The organism is Streptomyces sp. NPDC000941 (assembly GCF_053599555.1).
This window is the reverse complement of the sequence record NZ_JBSFMM010000227.1, coordinates 1-17,695: the sequence shown is the minus strand read 5'-3', so window position 1 is coordinate 17,695 and position 17,695 is coordinate 1. Positions and strand designations below refer to the sequence as shown.

Sequence of the window (17,695 nt, the reverse complement as noted above, 5' to 3'; positions counted from 1 at the left end):
AGCCACAACGGCCGCTCCTCCGACCGCCCCTGCCCATACGTCGCCAGCAGCGCCTGCGCCTCGATCGGGTCACCCAGCGTCGTACCCGTCCCGTGAGCCTCGACCGCGTCGACGTCGCCCGGTGCGAGGCGGGCGTTGGCCAGGGCCTGCCGGATCACCCGCTGCTGCGAAGGCCCGTTCGGCGCCGTCAGGCCATTCGACGCACCGTCCTGGTTGACGGCAGAACCCCGCACCACCGCCAGCACCCTGTGCCCGTTCCGCCGCGCATCCGACAACCGCTCCAGCAGCAGCACACCAACGCCCTCACTCCACCCCGTACCATCCGCGGCCCCGGCGAACGACTTGCACCGCCCATCCGCCGCCAGCCCCCGCTGCCGCGAGAACTCCGTGAACCCCCCCGGCGTCGCCATCACCGTCACCCCGCCCGCCAGCGCCAGCGAGCACTCGCCACCCCGCAGCGCCTGCGCGGCCATGTGGATGGTCACCAGCGACGACGAGCAGGCGGTGTCGATCGTCACCGCAGGGCCCTCAAGCCCCAGCACATACGAGACGCGGCCCGAGGCGACGCTTGTCGCGCTGCCGGTCACGACGTATCCCTCCGGCACGTCCTGGCCGGTTATGGCGCTGAGGATCATGTAGTCGTTGGTGTTAATTCCGGCGAAGACCCCGGTGTCGGTGCCGAGCAATGCGTGCGGGGCGATTTTCGCGTTTTCGATGGCCTCCCACGCGGTCTCCAGCAGCAGCCGCTGCTGCGGGTCCATCGCCAATGCCTCGCGCGGCGAGATCCCGAAGAAGCCGGCGTCGAACTCGCCCGCGTCGTAGAGGAATCCGCCCTCGCGCACGTAGCTGGTGCCGGGCCGGTCGGGGTCGGGGTCGAAGAGGGAGTCGAGGTCCCAGCCCCGGTCGGCCGGGAAGGGGCCAACGGCGTCGCGGCCCGAGGCGACCATCTCCCACAGCTGGTCGGCGCTGGCGACCCCGCCGGGGTAGCGGCAGGCCATGCCGATGATCGCGATGGGCTCGGGCTCTGCTGACTCGGCCGCGCGCAGGCGCTGCCGCGTGTCGCGGAGTTCTGCCGTGACCCACTTGAGGTGGTCGAGAAGCTTCGCCTCGTCGTTCGCCATCGCTGGCGTCCCCTCTCCTCCGCTGCGAAATGGGCGCCAGGCGTCATCGACGGCGGCGCGCGGCAGGACGACTCCCTTGGTGAATGGACCAATTCTTGACAGTTCTCCTTAAGTCGAGCTAACCACCGGGGGTCTTCTCCGGGCGCACTGGCGGCCGTGTTAGCCCGCCTTTAGGCCGCCCGCCGAGCATGCGTGGTATCCCGGAATCTTCGTGACCGTGCCCGGCTCTCAGGGAAGAGAATCCGATGACAGCAACCCAGAAGTCCGGCGAGTACCAGGTGATCGATCCGCATCTCATCGCCGATCCCTACGGCGGATTCGGTCGGATCCGGGAGACCACCCCCATCGCCCGGGGCCGGCTGTGGAACGACGAGCCGGTGTGGCTCGTCACCCGTTACGAAGACGTCGCCGCTGTGCTGACGGACCCGCGTTTCGCCAACAACTCCCGTTCCATCCCAGGGAACGACACCGACTACCAGGTCACGCAGCTGACGCGGCTGGGGATTCCGAAGGACCTGATCCCCTACCGGACCGAGATGATGATGCATCTCGACGCGCCGGACCACACCCGGCTGCGGAAGCTGGTGGCGCGGACGTTCTCCATGCAGCGGATCTCCCGCCTGCACCCGCGCATGACGGCGGTCACCGAGGAGCTGGTCGACGCGCTGCCCCAGCACATCGCCGACGACGGGACCGTGGACCTGATCGAGCACCTCGCCCTGCCGCTGCCGCTGACGATCATCTGCGAGCTGATCGGTATCCCGCAGCAGGACAAGGACCTGTGGTACGTGTCGAGCGACATGGACAACGCGTTCCGGCTGCCCCGGATGCTGCAGGTGACCAGCGAGTACGTGAAGGAGATGATCCAGAAGCGCCGGGTCGAGCCGGCGGACGACCTCCTCACCGCGCTCATCCAGACGCACGACGACGAGGGCCACCAGCTGACGGAGACCGAGCTCATCTCCATGGTGTTCCTGCTGGTCTACGCCGGGCACGAGGCGACGTCGTTCTTCGCCGGCAACTGCGTGCACGCCCTGCTGACCCATCCCGAGCAGCTCGCTCTCCTCCTGGACGACATGGAGCTGATGCCGGGCGCCATCCAGGAGCTGCTGCGCTATGGCACGCCGGCGTTCTTCGCGCAGCAGCGGTACGCCACGGCGGACGTGACGATCAACGACACGCGGATCCGGCAGGGCGACCTGGTCCTGCCGATCCTGGGGGTGGCCAACCGGGACCCGCGCAAGTTCCAGGACCCCGACCGGATGGACCTCAGGCGGCAGCCGGACAACAACCGGGGCATCCAGCACGCGGCGTTCTCGCTGGGGCCGCACTACTGCCTGGGTGCGGTGCTGGCGACGCAGGAGATCGACGTGCTGCTGCGGACGCTCTTCCGCCGCTATCCGGAGCTGTCCCTCGGCGTGCCGGTGGAGGAGACCGCCTGGCGGCGGGTCCCGGGCATCCGGCGTCTTGACCGCCTGCCGCTCCGCCTCGGGACTCCCGCGGCCTGAAACGGCTCCGGCTCCTGCTGGACAGCAGGAGCCGGACCGCGAACGCTCTCCTGCCTATCCCTCGTCGATCTCCTCGTCGATGCTGATGGCGCGGACCGGGCAGTTCGCCACCGCCCGCCTGACCAGCTCGTGGAGTTCCGCCTGCGGTTCGGCGTCGGTGACCTCGACCGTGCCGTCCTTCTCGTTCTGGGTGAAGACCTCCGGTGCCAGGAGGGCGCACATGCCCGTGCTGACGCAGGTGTCCGTGTCGCGGATGATCCGCATGCTCACCGCTCCTTCTTCCTTCTGCTCTGTGCGTCCGTCAGCCTCTCGATCTCGGCCACCGCGTCGTTGGGAGTGGGCTGGGCCAGCATCTCCTCGCGGAGCCGCCCGGCGCCCGACCGGAACGCGGGGTCGTCCAGGAGCCGGACCAGCCGGTCCCTGAGGGTCTCGCCCGTCATCTCCTCGGGGGCCAGCCACAGCCCGGCCTGGGCCTTCTCCAGCAGGCCGCCCCGCAGATCGGCGTCCGGGGCGGCGCGGCTGACCATGAGTTGCGGGACGCCGTGGCTCGCGGAGACGGAGAAGCCGGGAATGCCTCCGTGGTGGATGACGGCGGAGCAGGAGGGGACGATGGCGTGCAGGGGCACGAAGGGGACGATCCTGGTGTTCCCCGGGATGCTGCGGAGCCTCTTCTCAATGCGCTCGGGGAGGGTCAGCACGAGCTCGATGTCGAGGTCGGCCATCGAGTCCAGCATGTCCTGGAGGCGATTGGTGGAAATGAGCTGGTCGCCCATCACGCTCCACATGCTGACGCCGAAGGTGGCGAGGACGCGCGGTTTCTCCGGTTCGGCGCGGCACCATTCGGGCACGGTCGCCTGGCCGTTGTAGGGGATGTAGCGCACGGGGACGTGCGGCACCGCGGATTCCAGTTGCAGGGAGGGGACCATCTGGTCGATCACGAACTGCCCGGTGAACATCTCCTCGGAGAAGGCGAAGCCGTACTTCTCGCCCCATCCGTTCACCCATTCCGCCACCGGGTCCTCGCGGTCCTGGGGTGCCTGCCGCGCCAGGGCTGCGAGGAAGTGGCCGCGCAGCCGGACGTCGACCTCGATGATGAGGGACATGCGGGCCTGGGCCGCGCCCACCGCGGCCGCGACGACGGGGCCGGCGTTGCTGAGCCACTCCCAGACCACCAGGTCGGGCTTCCACCAGCGGCCGTAGGCCACCAGATCCTCGATCATCGAGTCGTTCTGCACCTTGAGGATCTCCGCGAGGCCGGAGTGGTACCGCTTCAGCTTCTCCAAGGTCAGCATCTCCGGCCGGTCCTCGGCCATGCCGATGTCGGGGATCTGGAAGCCGGTCCTGTTGGCCGTCTCGGAGAACCGGTTGACCTTCTCCCGCAGGGGTTCGTCCGATCCGGCCGCGACCGCCGTCAGCCCTGCTCCGGTGATGACGTCGGTGAGCTCGGGCCCACTGGCGACGTGCACCTCGTGGCCGGCCGTCCGCAGTGCCCAGGCCACGGGCACGATGTGGTGGAAATGGGTTCGCGCCGGGTACGTGACGAATAGCACACGCATGGTGTCATCTCCTCTCCGGCTCTCAACTCTATGGACACCCCTAAAGCGAGTGTTGCGCTGTCAGTACGCCTTTAGCGCTGCTGGCTAGGCTTCGCGTGACAGCACGTGACCGTCGTCGATGGAGAAGGAGGGCGGGATGGCGAAGGCATTTCAGGCCAGCCGGCAGTGGGACCGTATCAGCGAGCTCTGGGTCACCGAGAATTCGGCGGCCGATCTCCGTGGCTTCAAGTCGGATCGGAGGAATTTCAATCTCGCCCTCTGGGACCCGACGACCAACGGGATCAGGTATCTGAGGGCACTCGTCTACGAGTTGGCGACGCGTCTCGGCGACGACGACTGGGCGAGGATCGAGAGGATAGAGAACCGCGAGGTCGGTGATCCGGTCTCGATTCGTTACGAGGGCCACGACATCTGCCTCGACTATCTCCAGGCGGCTCTCGAACTCGGCTTCATCGAGAAGGAGATGGATCTCCACGGCGCCCACGTCCTGGAGATCGGCGCGGGATACGGCCGCACGGTCCACGCGATGCTGTCCAACTACGACCTCGCGTCCTACACCATCATCGACCTGAAGAACACCCTTTCGCTGAGCACGGCGTACCTGCGCGCGGTGCTGGACGAAAAGCAGTTCGCGAAGATGAAGTTCGTGCAGGTGGAGGACATCGAGACGGCGCTGGGGTCCGACCGGTACGACCTGTCCGTCAACGTGCACTCGTTCACGGAGATGGCCCCCGACACCGTCTCGGCATACCTGCGCCTGATCGACGAGCGGTGCACGGGGTTCTTCGTGAAGAACCCCGTCGGCAAGTACATCGACAAGAGCATGGACGGCCACGGGAAGGGTGAGGAGGCCGTGAAGCTGGCCCTGGCGAACGGGCCGCTGCGGCAGATCGTCGACATCCACGACACCGAGTCCGTCGCGGCGTCGGTGCCACTCTTCATCGACGCCTACCGGCCCGGCGAGAACTGGACGGTCGCGGCCGACACGCGGGGCATCCCATGGAGCTATTTCTGGCAGGCCCTCTACCGGAAGAACGCCGGCGACCACGCGTAGGCCCTGTCCTGGAGGAACCCATGGCCGCCACCCCGCCGCACCCGACCGACCGCCCCGATGAGCTGGCCAGCACGCCAGTCCTCGTCCTGGGTGGCCGGGGGTACCTGGGACGGCACGTCTGCTCCGCGTTCGCCGCCGCGGGCGCGCGGGTGGTGCGCGTCTCGCGCGGCGCGGGCGGCGACCGGGACGAGGACGGCTGCCGGACGGTACGCCTGGACCTGGCCGCGGCCGGCCCGGCGGAGCTGGCTTGGCTGTGCGCCGGCACCGGGGCGCGCGTGGTGGTGAACGCCTCGGGGGCGGTCTGAGGCGGCGACGAGCGGGAGATGACGGAGCTGAACTCCACGCTCGTGAGCCGGCTGGCACGGGCCGTCGCCGAGCAGCCGGGGCGCCCGCGGCTGATCCACCTGGGCAGCGCCTACGAGTACGGCCCGGCCCCGCCGGGAACGTCGATCGGCGAGGACTGGCCGCTGCGGCCGGCCTCCGTGTACGGCCGCACGAAGCTGCTGGGCTCGCAGGCCGTCCTGCGGGCCGCCGCCGAGCTGGGGCTTGACGCGGTGGTGCTGCGGGTCTCGCCTGCGGTCCCGGCGCGCCCGGCAACAGCCTCCCCGGGGTCGTCGCCTCCCACCTGGCGGCCGGCCGCGAGGAGCTGCGGCTCGCGCCGCTGCGCAGCCACCGCGACCTGGTCGACGTGCGGGACGTGGCGGACGCCGTCCTCGCGGCGGCCGTGGCACCGGCCGGCGCCTCGGGCGCGGTGCTCAACATCGGCGGCGGCACGGCGGTGCCGGTGCGCGAGCTGGTCGACACGATGATCTCCCTCAGCGGCCTGCCGATGCGTGTCGTGGAGGACCCGGCCCTGGGCCTGACCCGATCGGACGCCGCGTGGCAGCTGCTGGACATCTCACGGGCGCGGCCCCAGCTGGGCTGGGAGCCGCGCCGGACCCTGCGCGAGTCGCTGCGCGATCTGCTCACGGACGCAGGCGTGGTGCCGCCTCCCGTGGCGCGGGCCGCGACGGCCAGCGTGCCCCTGAACAGCCATGGGAAGGACAGCAGATGAGTGACCGGGCCGCGCACATCCTCGACGAGGTGCGCAAGTATCACCACGACAGCCAGGAGGGGCGGGGCTTCGTTCCCGGGGTCACGGAGATCTGGCCCTCGGGGGCGGTCCTCGACGAGGACGACCGGGCGGCGCTGGTCGAGGCCGCGCTGGAGATGCGGATCGCGGCCGGCCGCAGCTCCCGGAAGTTCGAGTCGGCGTTCGCCCGCCGGCTCAAGCGGCGCAAGGCGCACCTGACGAACTCGGGCTCCTCGGCGAACCTGCTGGCGGTCTCCGCGCTGACCTCGCACGTGCTGGAGGACATGCGCCTGCGCCCGGGCGACGAGGTGATCACCGTCGCCGCCGGCTTTCCCACCACCGTCAACCCCATCCTGCAGAACGGCCTCACGCCCGTCTTCGTCGACGTGGAGCTGGGCACGTACAACGCCACGGCCGCCCGCGTGGCGGAGGCGATCGGGCCGCGCACCCGGGCCATCATCATCGCGCACGCGCTGGGCAACCCCTTCCAGGTCGCCGAGATCGCGCAGCTCGCCACCGACCACGGGCTGTTCCTCATCGAGGACAACTGCGACGCGGTCGGCTCGACCTACGACGGCAGGCTGACGGGCACCTTCGGCGACATGACCACGGTGAGCTTCTATCCCGCCCACCACCTCACCATGGGCGAGGGCGGCTGCGTGCTGACCTCGAACCTGACGTTCGCCCGCATCGTGGAGTCGCTGCGCGACTGGGGCCGGGACTGCTGGTGCGAGCCGGGCGAGAACAACAAGTGCCTCAAGCGCTTCGACTACCAGATGGGCACCCTGCCGGCCGGGTACGACCACAAGTACATCTTCTCCCACGTCGGGTACAACCTGAAGTCGACCGACATCCAGGCGGCTCTCGGCCTCACCCAGCTCGCCAAGCTCGACGCCTTCTGCGCCGCCCGCCGGGCCAACTGGCGCCGCCTGCGGGACGGTCTGGACGGCATCCCCCACCTGATCCTGCCGGAGGCCACCGAGCGCAGCGACCCCAGCTGGTTCGGCTTCGCGATCACCGTCGCGCCGGACGCGCCGTTCTCCCGCGCCGAGTTCGTCGACTTCCTGGAGGGGCGCAAGATCGGCACACGCCGCCTGTTCGCCGGCAACCTCACCCGCCACCCCGCGTACCTCGATCAGCCGCACCGCGTCGTCGGCGACCTGACCAACAGCGACATCATCACCGAGCAGACGTTCTGGATCGGCGTCTACCCCGCCATCACCGAGGACATGATCGACTACGTCATCGCGTCGATCACCGGGTTCGTCGGGAGCCACCGATGAGTGACACGATCTCGGTGCGGCCGCGTACGACGCCGCGCGAGGACGCCGCGCTCGCCGGCCGGATCGCCCGGTCCGCGGCGGCGCTCCAGGGCCAGGTCCGCGACGCCGACGACGTGCTGGCCTGGCTGGAGCGCCGGGAGCGGGAGATCCACTTCGCGGTGGACCGCATCAAGCTGGACGAGCTGGACGGCTGGTCCTTCCAGGAGGACACCGGGAACCTGGCGCACCGCAGCGGCCGGTTCTTCACGGTGGAGGGGCTGCGGGTCGCCGTCGAGCACGAGGACGGCGCACACGTGCCGGTCGACGCCTGGCAGCAGCCCGTCATCTGCCAGCTGGAGGTGGGCATCCTCGGCATCCTGGCCCGGGAGATCGACGGGGTGCTGCACTTCCTGATGCAGGCGAAGATGGAGCCGGGCAACTCCAACCTGCTCCAGCTGTCCCCGACCGTGCAGGCCACCCGCAGCAACTACACGAAGGTGCACCAGGGTTCCGCCGTCCGGTACCTGGAGTACTTCCGGGACCTGTCGGGCGCGCGCGTGCTGTCGGACGTGCTCCAGTCCGAGCACGGCTCGTGGTTCTTCCGCAAGCGCAACCGGAACATGATCGTCGAGGTGGACGGCCCGGTCGAGGAGCACGCGGACTTCCGCTGGCTGACGCTGGGTCAGATAGCGCGGCTGCTGCACCGGGACAACGTCGTGAACATGGACGCCCGGTCGGTGCTGGCGGGTCTGCCGGGCGGGCCGGCGCCGCGCGCCCTGTTCTCCGACGCCGAGGTGCTGTCGTGGCTGGCCGACGCCCGCTCGCAGAGCCCGGTGCACGCCGACCGCGTCCCCCTGGCCTCGGTGCCCGGCTGGGTCCGTGACGCGGCGGAGGGGACCGTACGCCACGAGGAGGGCCGGTACTTCCGCGTCGTCGGCGTGTCGGTGGAGGCCGGCAGCCGCGAGGTCTCCCACTGGACGCAGCCGATCCTTGAGCCGTGTGGCCAGGGCCTGGCGGCCTTCCTCACCCGCGAGATCGACGGCGTGACGCACGTGCTGGCCAGCGCGAAGGCGGAGGGCGGCTTCCGCGAGGCGGAGCTGGGCCCGACCGTGCAGGTCACCCTCGGCAACTACGCCCACCTGCCGGCCGACCGGCAGCCGCCCTTCCTCGACCTGGTCCGCGACCCGGACCCGGCGCGGGTGCGCTACAGCGCGCTCCACGACGAGGAGGGCGGGCGGTTCCTCAACGCGGTCAGCCGCTACCTGCTGGTGGAGGCGGACGAGAGCCAGGCGCCGCTGGCGCCGCCGCCCGGGTTCCGCTGGGTCTCGCACGCCCAGCTCGCCGCGCTCGCCCTGCACAGCCACTACGTGACGGTGCAGGCGCGCACCCTGCTGACCTGCCTGAACGCCGCCTCGGCCGGGTCCGGGTGGGCCGGGGCGCCGCTCACACCGTGACGCGCACGGCCCGGCTCTCGACCTCGCCGACGAGCCGGGCCTGGCGCAGGGTCGCCTCCGCCTCCGCCTCCGCCTGGGCCGGGGTCCCGGTGCGCACGGCGTGGACGAAGTGGCGCACCACGTTGGCGTACTGGTCGTCGGCGGGCAGCACGACCTCCTCGCGGCCGTCCTGCCGCTCGATCCGCACCACCGGCGGGAAGTCCGGCGGCGGGGTGAAGACGCGGTCGAGCTGGAGCCGGCCGGCGCTGCCGGCGAACTCGCAGCTGGTGCGGTAGGAGTGCTCCATGCCGAACGCCAGGTCGGCGGTCACCCCGGCCGGGGTGCGGGCCAGGACGCGGCCGGCGACGACGACGCCGGTGGCGGCCTGGGAGCGCAGCACGGCGCCGACGACCTCCACCTCGGGCCCGAGGTAGTGCAGGGCGGCGCGGATCGGGTAGACGCCCATGTCGAGCAGGGCGCCGCCGCCGACCCGGGGCTGGTAGCGGATGTCGTCCTCGGGCCGGGGCGGGATGGTGAAGGCGACGGCGACGTCGCGTACCTCGCCGATGGCGCCGTCGGCCAGAAACTTGCGCACGGCGGCGTGCTGGGCGTGGTGGGGGAAGACGAGGTTCTCCAGCAGCACCAGGCCGCGGTCGGCGGCCAGCCGCAGCAGGCGTTCGGTGCCGGCGGCATCGGCCGTGAGCGGCTTCTCCGCCAGGACGTGCTTGCCGGCGCGCAGCGCCCGCTCGATCCACTCGGCGTGCAGCATCGGCGGCCGCGGGAGGTAGACGGCGTCGATGTCGGGGGCGGCGAGCAGTGCGTCGTAGCCGTGGACGGCGGCGCAGCCGAAGGCGTCGGCGAACCGGGCGGCCTTCGCCTCGGAGCGGCTGGCGACGGCGGCCAGGCGCAGCCCGGGATCGGCGGCGATGACGGGCAGCATGCGGCGCCGGGCGAAGTCGGCGCAGCCCAGTACGCCGATCCGCAGGGGCGGTGCCGGGGCGTGCACGGTGTCTCCTGTCGTCGGCGGCGGGATGTTCAGTGGGACGCCGGCTGCGCGGCGCGCTTGAGCGGCTCCCACCAGGAGCGGTTCTGCCGGTACCAGGAGACCGTCGCGGCCAGTCCCTCGCGGAAGTCGTGCCGGGGCCGGTAGCCCAGCTCCTGGCGGGCCTTGTCGTCGGCGACGGCGTAGCGCCGGTCGTGCCCCTTGCGGTCGGCGACGTAGCGCACGCGGCTCCAGTCGGCGCCGCAGGCCCGCAGCAGGTGGCCGGTCAGCTCCTGGTTGGTCAGCGCCGTGCCGCCGCCGATGTTGTAGACCGCGCCGGGGGTGCCCTGGGTGCGGACCAGGTCCACGCCGAGGCAGTGGTCCTCCACGTGCAGCCAGTCGCGCACGTTCAGCCCGTCCCCGTACAGCGGCACGTCCTGGCCGTCGAGCAGGTTGGTGATGAACAGCGGGATGACCTTCTCGGGAAACTGGTGCGGTCCGTAGTTGTTGCTGCAGCGGGTGACGCGGACGTCCAGGCCGTGGGTGCGGTGGTAGGACAGGGCGACCAGGTCGGAGGCGGCCTTGGAGGCGGCGTAGGGCGAGTTGGGCTCCAGCGGGGCGGTCTCGGGGCTGGTACCGGTCTCGACCGAGCCGTAGACCTCATCGGTCGACACGTGCACGAAGCGCTCCACGCCGTGCCGCAGCGCCGCCTGCAGGAGGGTGTGGGTGCCCTCGACGTTGGTGCGGACGAACGCGTCGGCGTCGGTGATGGAGCGGTCCACGTGGGACTCGGCGGCGAAGTGGACGACCTGCCCGGCCTGCGCCATGAGGGAGCCGACCAGTTCGGCGTCGCAGATGTCGCCGCGGACGAACGTCAGCCGGGGGTCGGTGAGGTCGAGGTTGCTGAGGGTGCCGGCGTAGGTGAGTTTGTCCAGCACGGTGACGCGGGTGACGTCGCCCCGGGTGTCGCCGGAGCCGGCGAGGAACCCGCGCACGTAGGCGGAGCCGATGAAGCCGGCGGCGCCGGTGACCAGGAGGTTCACATCTCCTCCACGAAGCTCAGGGGCGGCAGGCCCTGGCGGAAGGTGCCGGCCCGGTCCATGACGTACCGGCCGTAGGGCGAGTTGCTCATCTCGGCGCCCAGGGCGTGGCAGGCGTCGGGCCCGATGTAGCCCATGTACATGGCGATCTCCTCGACGCAGCCCAGGCGGGTGCCCTGGCGGTGCTGGAGGTCGCGGACGAAGCGGGCGGCGTCGAGGAGGGATTCGTGGGTGCCGGTGTCCAGCCAGGTGACGCCGCGGCCCAGCCACACCAGGTCCGCCGTGCCGGCGTCGAGGTAGGCGCGCAGCACGTCGGTGATCTCCAGCTCCCCGCGGGCCGAGGGCGCCAGGCTCCGCGCGATGTCACAGGCGCGGGCGTCGAAGAAGTACAGGCCGGGGATGGCCAGGTTCGACGGCGGGTGCTCGGGTTTCTCCTGGATGGACAGCAGCCTGCCGTGCTCGTCGACCTCGGCGACGCCGAACTGCCGGGGGTCGGCGACCTCGTGCCCGAACAGCACGCAGCCGCGCAGCTTGGCGGCGCTGCGGCGCAGCAGCACGGGCAGCTGCGCGCCGTGGAAGAGGTTGTCGCCCAGGATCAGCGCGCACTCCTCGCCACAGATGTGGTCGGCGCCGACCAGGAGGGCGTCGGCGATGCCGCGGGGCTTGTCCTGGGTGGCGTAGTCGATGCGCAGCCCGAGGTGCGCGCCGTCGCCGAACAGCCGGCGGAACACGTGGAGTTCCTCGGCGCGGCAGATGATCAGGATGTCCCGGACGCCGGTGAGCATGAGGACGGACAGCGGGTAGTAGATCATCGGCTTGTCGTAGACGGGGGCGAGTTGCTTGGACCCCGCGAAGGTGAGGGGCTGGAGCCGTGTCCCGTTTCCGCCGGCGAGAATGATGCCCTTCATCTCACCGACTGCCTCCTCGGGTGCCGGCCAGGTGGGCGGAGACCAGCAGATAGCCCTGGGCGGGCAGGGCCTCCATGCTGGCGAGCCCCGTGAGGAACGCGTCGTGCTGCTCGGGCGTCAGGCCGTACTTGTCGGCGGTCAGGGCGGGGTTCTGGCGCAGCGACTCCGACAGCACCCGCCAGCCGCGCGGCCCCCACCGGTGCGGGTCGAGGTGGTCGCCGACGTCGGTCATCCGGTCCAGCTGGAAGCCGCTGTCCCGCAGGATCCCCGGGTAGTCGTCGATCGGCGGCACGTTGACGACCTTGAACAGGTCGTAGTAGCGGTCGAGGACCTCGCGCTGCTCGCCGGTCATGTGCGGGGAGCGCAGCACCGGGTCGGACAGGGCCAGCGAGCCGCCCGGCCGGAGGACGCGCGCGATCTCGCGCAGCACCGTCAGCCGGTCCGGCATGTGCAGCAGGCACTCGATGGCCCACGCGGCGTCGAACGACGCGTCGGGGAACGGCAGTTCCATGGCGTTGGCGCGCTGGAAGCTGACCTGGTCCGACAGGCCCTCGGCGGCGGCCCGCTCGGTGGCGATGTCGACCTGGACGCCGCTGATGGTGACGCCGACGACGGTGACGTTCCTGGCGCGGGCCAGCCGCATCGCCGGGCTGCCGGTGCCGCATCCGATGTCGATCACCCGCTGGCCGGGGCTGGTGTCGAGCCCGTCCATGATCAGGTCGGTCATGCGGTGGGAGGCGTCCTCGATCGTGAGGGCCGGTTCAGGTCCGCCCCAGTACCCCATGTGGAGGCTGCTGCCGAGCACTTCGCCGAGGTTGTCGGCGATGCCGTCGTAGGCGGATGCGATCTCGTCGGGCGTCGCCTTGCCCATTGTCATCGTGTCGACCTCCGTTGGGGGTTGTCAGGCGCTCGCCGCCGGGCCGCCGCCGAGCCGGACGGGAAGCCGGGCGAGCTGCCGCGTGCTGGGGACGGGGTTCCACGTCAGCGCCTCCTCGGGCACGGCGAGCCGCATCCCGGGGTAGCGGCCGAAGAGCGCCGAAAGCGCCACCTCCGCCTCCTGGTTGGCCAGGGTGGCACCCAGGCAGTAGTGCGGGCCGCGCGAGTACGCCACGTGCGCCACGCCCCGGCCGTCGGGGCGCCGGGTGATGTCGAGCCGCTCCGGGTCCGGGAAGCGCCGCGGGTCGTGGTTGGCCGCGCCCAGCACCGGCAGCACGACATCGCCCGCGCCGATGAGGGTGCCGCCGACCTCGACGTCCCTGGTGGCGTACCGCTGCTTGCCGAAGACCACCGGGCTGCACCAGCGCAGCAGCTCCTGGACGGCGCCCGGCAGCAGCTCCGGGTCCTGGCGCAGCAGCGCGAGCTGGCCGGGGTGGGTCAGCAGCGCGAGGACGCTGTTGCCGATGAGGTGGGCGGTCGTCTCGTGCCCGGCGATCATCAGGGTGATCACCATGGTGACCAGCTCGGTCTCCGACAGCCGCCCGCTCTCCTCGTCGTGCACCTGGAGCAGGCCGGTGAGCAGGTCGTCGCCCGGCTCGGCGCGGCGGCGTTCGGCCAGCTCCCGCAGGTACGCGCTGGACTCGGCGAGCATGCCGCCGAGCGCGAAGAGGCTGCTGTAGTCGCTGCTCCACTTCCGCCACATCGCCCGGTCCTCGGCGGGCACGCCGATCAGCTCGCAGATGATCGTGATGGGCAGCGGGTAGGCGAAGTGCTCGATCAGGTCGACGGAGCCGTCGGCGCCGGCGGTGCCCGGCAGCGCGTCGACCAGCTCGCCGGTCAGCTCCCGCACCCGGGGCGCGAGTTCGGCCACGCGCCGCGCGGAGAACGCCCGCGCGACGAGCTTGCGCAGCCGGGTGTGGTGTGGCGGATCGAGCTGCGTGACGGCCCCGGCGAGATAGGGGACCACCGCCTCCGGCAGGCCGAAGCGGATCAGCGACTCGGCGTGGAGGTCGGCCGTCGTGCCCGGCACGGAGCGGGAGTTGTTGACGAAGCCGGGGTCGGTCAGGACCGTCATCACCTCGTCGTGGCGGGTGACGATCCACACGACGCGGCCGTCCGCGCCCCGGCCGCGCACGACGGGGGCCTCCTCCCTGATGCGGGCGAAGCCGCCGTAGGGGTCGGCGGTCAGCGCCGGGTCGCTGATGTCGACCGGGCAGCGGCCCACCGCCCCGGACGCCTCGGCCCGCGCCATTACGCGTCCTCGGGCTTCCTGGCCACCGCGAGGACGTACTCCTGCACGATGGCGCGCCGGGCGATGAGGTTGGCGTACGCGCTCATCTGGCGCCGCTGGAATCGGGAGAGGTGCTGGATGTCGGCGGCGTCGAGGCGCTTGCGCGAGTGCAGCGCCTGCGGGATGAGGACGCGGTCGCTGACGTCCCGCACCTCGACGTCGGTGAAGCCGGTCTCGCGGAGCTTGTCGGCGTAGACGGAGCGCGGGTACCAGTTGCACTCCAGGATGACCCGGCCGCGTCCCCACTTGTCCACGCGGGTGAGCAGGGTCCTGCGGCCCGGCGGCAGGACGCGCGGCACCAGGTCGAAGGTCGCGAGCACGCCGCCCGGCCGCAGCACCCGGAAGGCCTCCTCGAAGAACTTCTTGCGGGTGTCGAAGTGGCAGGCGGACTCCAGGGCGACGACGCGGTCGAAGGAGCCGGGGCCGAAGGGGACGTCCGTCGCCGAGCCGACGCGCAGGTCGACGCTGTCGCTCAGCTTCATCTCCTCGGCGCGCCGCCGCCCCGTCTCGACCTGGCTGCGGGTCACGTTGAGACCCACGATCCTGGCCGGGTTCCTGGTGCGCATCCAGTGGAAGTCCTGCTCGGCGTAGCCGAAGCCGACGTCCAGGACGTCGTCGCCCTCCGCGATGCCGGCGGCCTCGCCGAGCTTCTCGGCCAGCGCCTCGCACGCCTCGTCGTGGTCGGCGCAGCCGGCCTCCCACCAGCCGTAGTTGACGTAGAGGCTGTTGAGGCCAAGAACGTCGCGGTACGCGCTGGTGCCGCTGAGGCGGCGGTCGTTGAGCTCGTAGAAGGAGGCCACGCGGGCGGTGGGCGAAGCGGTCATGTACCGCACGAAGCGGACTGCGGACGCGAACGCGTTCGTCAGCGGGTTGCCGCTCTTGTCAACGACGACTTTCTCGGTGGTTGATGCCATCTTCGGCCTTCCATCGCCGGCCATCCGGAACTCACGGTCTGTGAGAGACGGTCGCCGAGAGGCCTAAAGCACGCCTGTCACTCCCCGCGACCGGCGGCTTCTCCGCCTCCGGCCGTGCCAGCAACTCCCGTCTCTCGCCCAGGAGTTCGCATCCAGTCACCGTCCAGACGACGTCCAGCCGCGCCGCCTAGCGTGTGGTTCCCGATGCACCACACCTTTCACCGGAGGGGGAGAATTCATGAAGGCAACAAGCAGAGGAGCGATCAGGCGGCGGCCGACGGCGGCGGTCGCGGTCCTGGCCGCCACGGCGGCGCTCGCCCTCGCCGCCCCGAGCAGCAGCTCGGCCCAGCAGACCGGCCTGCGCGCGTACGGGATAACCAGCGACGGCACCCGGATGGCCACGTTCACCACCGACCGGCCCCAGACCCTGGACTGGGTCCAGCTCGTCACCGGGCTCAGCGGCGACACCACCCTCATCGCGATCGACGATGGCCGGCGGCGGGTGGTGCTTGTCGAGGACGACTTCTACCTCCAGGGGCGCCGGGTGCTGCATCTGCCAGGGGGCGGTGTCGGCGGCCAGGACCCCCGTGAGGCGGCTGCCCGGGAGCTGGAGGAGGAGACGGGCTTCATCGCCAGTGAACTGCGACCTCTTGGCGTGATCGATCCGTTGCCCGCGACGACGCGCGCGCGAACGCATCTGTTCGTCGCCACCTGTCTACGGAACGGCACCATCCACCGTGACGACACTGAGATCGGCATGACGGTGCACTGGTGGGACGTCGCCGATGCCGTCGAAGCCGTCCGCGAAGGCCGGATCACCGAGGCGGGCAGCGTGACCGCGCTGCTCCTGGCCGGGCTCGGCCCGATTTCCTGAGCTTCGAACCTCAACACCTCCCGACGATCTACGCCGCGCCGAGCCCGGGCCGGGCAAGGTTCACGCCGCAGAAGTCGGCCAGCTCATTCTGCAAGTCGGCGACCGGCCCTGTCGCCGCATCCAGAGCAGCCTTCCCCTCGGAGAACCTCGGCCAGGAGCGCACCGTGTCGCCCGAGACCCACAAGCGGCTCATCTCGCTGCTCGGGTCGCTGGCCTCCGGGTCGAGCGAGAACGTCTCATTGCAGTACGCCGCCCAGTCCGGCCGCAGTTCCACCAGCGCCGTCACGGCGGTCAGCCCCTGCTGGGTGTACCGGGTGACGGGGTGGCTCGGTTCCAGGGCGGCCACCAGGGCCGTGAGCGCGGCGTGAACCTTATCGCTTTCCCTGACTGCCTCACCAACCAAGCAGTCGGGATCTTCACGCCGAATGTTCGCGATACCAGCCAAAAATGGCTGAAGGGTGTCTTTATTGCTGTGCGCGGATGACCTGGGGCTTTGCGGTCACCCAAGTATGGGCATGATCACTGATCGTGGGTCTGCGACTGCTCTACCTGATCTTCTGCCGGCTGCTGGGCTGCTTCCTTTTGCTGGGCCGATCGACCGCCGCGAACAACGCCGAGATCCTTGCTCTCCGCCACGAGGTCGCTGTGCTGCGCCGGCAGATCGACCGACCGCAGCTCACATGGGCTGATCGTGCCGTGCTCTCCGCTCTCGCACGGCATCTGCCATCCGCCTTGCGCCGCCATCGGCTGGTCACCCCGGGCACGCTGCTGAACTGGCACCGCCGTCTGGTGCGCTGGAAGTGGCGCCAGACGGCGGTCGGACCCGGCCGGCCACCGCTGTCGGAAGAGACTGCGGCGCTCATCCAGCGCCTGGCGCGAGAGAACCCGACCTGGGGATACGTCAGAATCCAAGGTGAGCTCCGACGGCTTGGTCAACGGGTGGCCGCCGCTACGATCCGGCGCGTCCTCCGCCGCTCCGGCCTGCCACCCGCACCGCAGCGCGCATCCCAGCAGACCTGGCGCTCCTTCCTCCGCGCCCAGGCCCACACGCTGCTCGCCTGCGACTTCATGCACGTGGAGACCGCCTTCCTCAGACGTCTTTATGTCTTCTTCGTCATGGAGATCGCCACCCGGCGCGTCCATGTCCTGGGCGTCACCGCCCACCCGACCGGCGCATGGGTCACCCAACTCGCCCGCAACCTGCTCATGGACCTCGAAGACAGAGCTGGGTGCTTCCGGTTCCTCATCCGCGACCGGGACAGCAAGTTCACCGCCGCATTCGACGCCGTCTTCGCCGGCAACGGCACAGCTGTCGTCCCGACACCGCCGCAAAGACCACGGTCAAACGCGTTTGCCGAACGATGGATACGCACAGCCCGAGCCGAATGTACCGATCGCCTCCTCATCACCGGCGAACGGCACCTGCGCACGGTCATTACCACGTACGCGGAGCACTACAACGGGGGACGAGCCCACCGCAGCCTCGGCCTACGAGCACCCGACGACGACCCGAACGTCATCCCCCTGTCCCAGGCCGGGGTCAAGCGCCAGCAGGTACTTGGCGGACTGCTCAACGAGTACCACGCCATGCCACCCCGGCCGCCGCATCATCCACAGGAAACGCCCAGCTCAGCAGCCTGATTGGAATAAGAGGGCTTCTCGAAACCGAGTGGAGGGCTGGGGGCTCCGTACGGGTGTGCTGTTCAGGTGATTGTGGCCGCGCGGGGGCATGAAGGCAGGGCCT

The 17,695-nt window shown here is 70.6% G+C and carries 16 protein-coding genes and 1 pseudogene; 7 read left to right on the top strand and 10 right to left on the bottom strand.

Translation table 11 applies throughout. The features are described from left to right. On the bottom strand, positions 1 to 1,121 hold a 1,121-nt coding region (locus tag ACWDSL_RS43970), incomplete at its 3' end, for a beta-ketoacyl synthase N-terminal-like domain-containing protein (RefSeq protein ID WP_450494131.1). 245 nt (positions 1,122 to 1,366) lie between these two features. Here ACWDSL_RS43970 and ACWDSL_RS43965 point away from each other — a divergent pair. After that, positions 1,367 to 2,629 (top strand): cytochrome P450 family protein, encoded by a 1,263-nt coding sequence (locus tag ACWDSL_RS43965; protein WP_450494129.1) that lies wholly within the window; start codon positions 1,367 to 1,369, stop codon positions 2,627 to 2,629. A gap of 54 nt (positions 2,630 to 2,683) precedes the next feature. On the opposite strand, the gene ACWDSL_RS43960 is transcribed toward ACWDSL_RS43965, so the two are convergent. Together ACWDSL_RS43960 and ACWDSL_RS43955 are read right to left on the bottom strand one after the other, a co-directional pair. Further along, entirely contained in the window at positions 2,684 to 2,893 is a 210-nt protein-coding gene (locus tag ACWDSL_RS43960; RefSeq protein ID WP_319698581.1) for a ferredoxin, read from the bottom strand. A 2-nt stretch (positions 2,894 to 2,895) separates the two neighbouring features. Continuing rightward, positions 2,896 to 4,185 carry an activator-dependent family glycosyltransferase gene (locus ACWDSL_RS43955; RefSeq protein ID WP_319698579.1) on the bottom strand — a complete coding sequence of 430 codons (1,290 nt, stop codon included), beginning with the start codon at positions 4,183 to 4,185 and terminating at the stop codon, positions 2,896 to 2,898. A gap of 118 nt (positions 4,186 to 4,303) precedes the next feature. Here ACWDSL_RS43955 and ACWDSL_RS43950 point away from each other — a divergent pair, with 118 nt between their 5' ends. From ACWDSL_RS43950 to ACWDSL_RS43935, 4 genes and pseudogenes are all read left to right on the top strand, one after another. Further along, positions 4,304 to 5,239: a putative sugar O-methyltransferase gene (locus tag ACWDSL_RS43950; RefSeq protein ID WP_450494127.1), complete on the top strand. Its 936-nt coding sequence runs from the start codon at positions 4,304 to 4,306 to the stop codon at positions 5,237 to 5,239. After that, a pseudogene (locus tag ACWDSL_RS43945) lies at positions 5,185 to 6,293 on the top strand (NAD-dependent epimerase/dehydratase family protein). The gene ACWDSL_RS43950 and the pseudogene ACWDSL_RS43945 overlap by 55 nt, the downstream one beginning before the upstream one ends. Next, the gene (gene rfbH / locus ACWDSL_RS43940) at positions 6,290 to 7,594 is read left to right on the top strand and encodes a lipopolysaccharide biosynthesis protein RfbH (protein WP_450494126.1); all 1,305 of its coding nucleotides are present in this window, start codon (positions 6,290 to 6,292) and stop codon (positions 7,592 to 7,594) included. The pseudogene ACWDSL_RS43945 and the gene rfbH overlap by 4 nt, the downstream one beginning before the upstream one ends. Beyond that, positions 7,591 to 9,027, top strand: a complete 1,437-nt coding sequence (locus ACWDSL_RS43935; RefSeq protein WP_450494124.1) for an NDP-hexose 2,3-dehydratase family protein — start codon at positions 7,591 to 7,593, stop codon at positions 9,025 to 9,027. Before rfbH ends, ACWDSL_RS43935 begins: the two co-directional genes overlap by 4 nt. Here ACWDSL_RS43935 and ACWDSL_RS43930 read toward each other — a convergent pair. Genes ACWDSL_RS43930 through ACWDSL_RS43905 form a run of 6 tightly spaced genes read right to left on the bottom strand, consistent with a single transcriptional unit; the run spans position 9,017 to position 15,077 of the window. Next, positions 9,017 to 10,012: a Gfo/Idh/MocA family protein gene (locus ACWDSL_RS43930; protein WP_450494122.1), complete on the bottom strand. Its 996-nt coding sequence runs from the start codon at positions 10,010 to 10,012 to the stop codon at positions 9,017 to 9,019. The genes ACWDSL_RS43935 and ACWDSL_RS43930 overlap by 11 nt on opposite strands. A 29-nt stretch (positions 10,013 to 10,041) precedes the next feature. Then, positions 10,042 to 11,031, bottom strand: coding sequence for a dTDP-glucose 4,6-dehydratase (gene rfbB / locus ACWDSL_RS43925; protein WP_450494120.1), 990 nt, complete (start codon positions 11,029 to 11,031; stop codon positions 10,042 to 10,044). Next, positions 11,028 to 11,936 (bottom strand): glucose-1-phosphate thymidylyltransferase RfbA, encoded by a 909-nt coding sequence (gene rfbA, locus ACWDSL_RS43920; RefSeq protein WP_352142254.1) that lies wholly within the window; start codon positions 11,934 to 11,936, stop codon positions 11,028 to 11,030. Before rfbA ends, rfbB begins: the two co-directional genes overlap by 4 nt. Position 11,937: 1 nt before the next feature. Next, positions 11,938 to 12,813: an SAM-dependent methyltransferase gene (locus tag ACWDSL_RS43915; RefSeq protein ID WP_319698570.1), complete on the bottom strand. Its 876-nt coding sequence runs from the start codon at positions 12,811 to 12,813 to the stop codon at positions 11,938 to 11,940. 24 nt (positions 12,814 to 12,837) lie between these two features. After that, positions 12,838 to 14,124, bottom strand: coding sequence for a cytochrome P450 family protein (locus tag ACWDSL_RS43910; protein WP_450494118.1), 1,287 nt, complete (start codon positions 14,122 to 14,124; stop codon positions 12,838 to 12,840). Then, positions 14,124 to 15,077 (bottom strand): SAM-dependent methyltransferase, encoded by a 954-nt coding sequence (locus ACWDSL_RS43905; RefSeq protein WP_450494116.1) that lies wholly within the window; start codon positions 15,075 to 15,077, stop codon positions 14,124 to 14,126. Before ACWDSL_RS43905 ends, ACWDSL_RS43910 begins: the two co-directional genes overlap by 1 nt. A gap of 238 nt (positions 15,078 to 15,315) precedes the next feature. On the opposite strand from ACWDSL_RS43905, the gene ACWDSL_RS43900 reads away from it, so the two are divergent. Further along, entirely contained in the window at positions 15,316 to 15,951 is a 636-nt protein-coding gene (locus tag ACWDSL_RS43900) for an NUDIX domain-containing protein (protein ID WP_450494114.1), read from the top strand. A 28-nt stretch (positions 15,952 to 15,979) separates the two neighbouring features. Here the strand turns inward: ACWDSL_RS43900 and ACWDSL_RS43895 are convergent, their stop codons facing one another. Then, on the bottom strand, positions 15,980 to 16,297 hold the full coding sequence (locus tag ACWDSL_RS43895; RefSeq protein WP_450494112.1) for a hypothetical protein: 318 nt from the start codon (positions 16,295 to 16,297) through the stop codon (positions 15,980 to 15,982). Between the two features lie 182 nt (positions 16,298 to 16,479). Between ACWDSL_RS43895 and ACWDSL_RS43890 the strand changes: the two genes are divergently transcribed. After that, positions 16,480 to 17,592, top strand: coding sequence for an integrase core domain-containing protein (locus tag ACWDSL_RS43890; protein ID WP_450494110.1), 1,113 nt, complete (start codon positions 16,480 to 16,482; stop codon positions 17,590 to 17,592). The last annotated feature ends 103 nt before the right edge of the window (positions 17,593 to 17,695 follow it).

Excerpts from the sequence above, each read along its gene's own strand:
- rfbA (WP_352142254.1), bottom strand. The coding sequence starts at position 11,936 with ATGAAGGGCATCATTCTCGCCGGCGGAAACGGGACACGGCTCCAGCCC.
- ACWDSL_RS43965 (WP_450494129.1), top strand. The coding sequence starts at position 1,367 with ATGACAGCAACCCAGAAGTCCGGCGAGTACCAGGTGATCGATCCGCAT.
- ACWDSL_RS43905 (WP_450494116.1), bottom strand. The coding sequence starts at position 15,077 with ATGGCATCAACCACCGAGAAAGTCGTCGTTGACAAGAGCGGCAACCCG.
- ACWDSL_RS43960 (WP_319698581.1), bottom strand. The coding sequence starts at position 2,893 with ATGCGGATCATCCGCGACACGGACACCTGCGTCAGCACGGGCATGTGC.
- ACWDSL_RS43955 (WP_319698579.1), bottom strand. The coding sequence starts at position 4,185 with ATGCGTGTGCTATTCGTCACGTACCCGGCGCGAACCCATTTCCACCAC.
- ACWDSL_RS43950 (WP_450494127.1), top strand. The coding sequence starts at position 4,304 with ATGGAGAAGGAGGGCGGGATGGCGAAGGCATTTCAGGCCAGCCGGCAG.
- ACWDSL_RS43900 (WP_450494114.1), top strand. The coding sequence starts at position 15,316 with ATGAAGGCAACAAGCAGAGGAGCGATCAGGCGGCGGCCGACGGCGGCG.
- ACWDSL_RS43915 (WP_319698570.1), bottom strand. The coding sequence starts at position 12,813 with ATGACAATGGGCAAGGCGACGCCCGACGAGATCGCATCCGCCTACGAC.
- rfbH (WP_450494126.1), top strand. The coding sequence starts at position 6,290 with ATGAGTGACCGGGCCGCGCACATCCTCGACGAGGTGCGCAAGTATCAC.
- ACWDSL_RS43935 (WP_450494124.1), top strand. The coding sequence starts at position 7,591 with ATGAGTGACACGATCTCGGTGCGGCCGCGTACGACGCCGCGCGAGGAC.
- ACWDSL_RS43910 (WP_450494118.1), bottom strand. The coding sequence starts at position 14,124 with ATGGCGCGGGCCGAGGCGTCCGGGGCGGTGGGCCGCTGCCCGGTCGAC.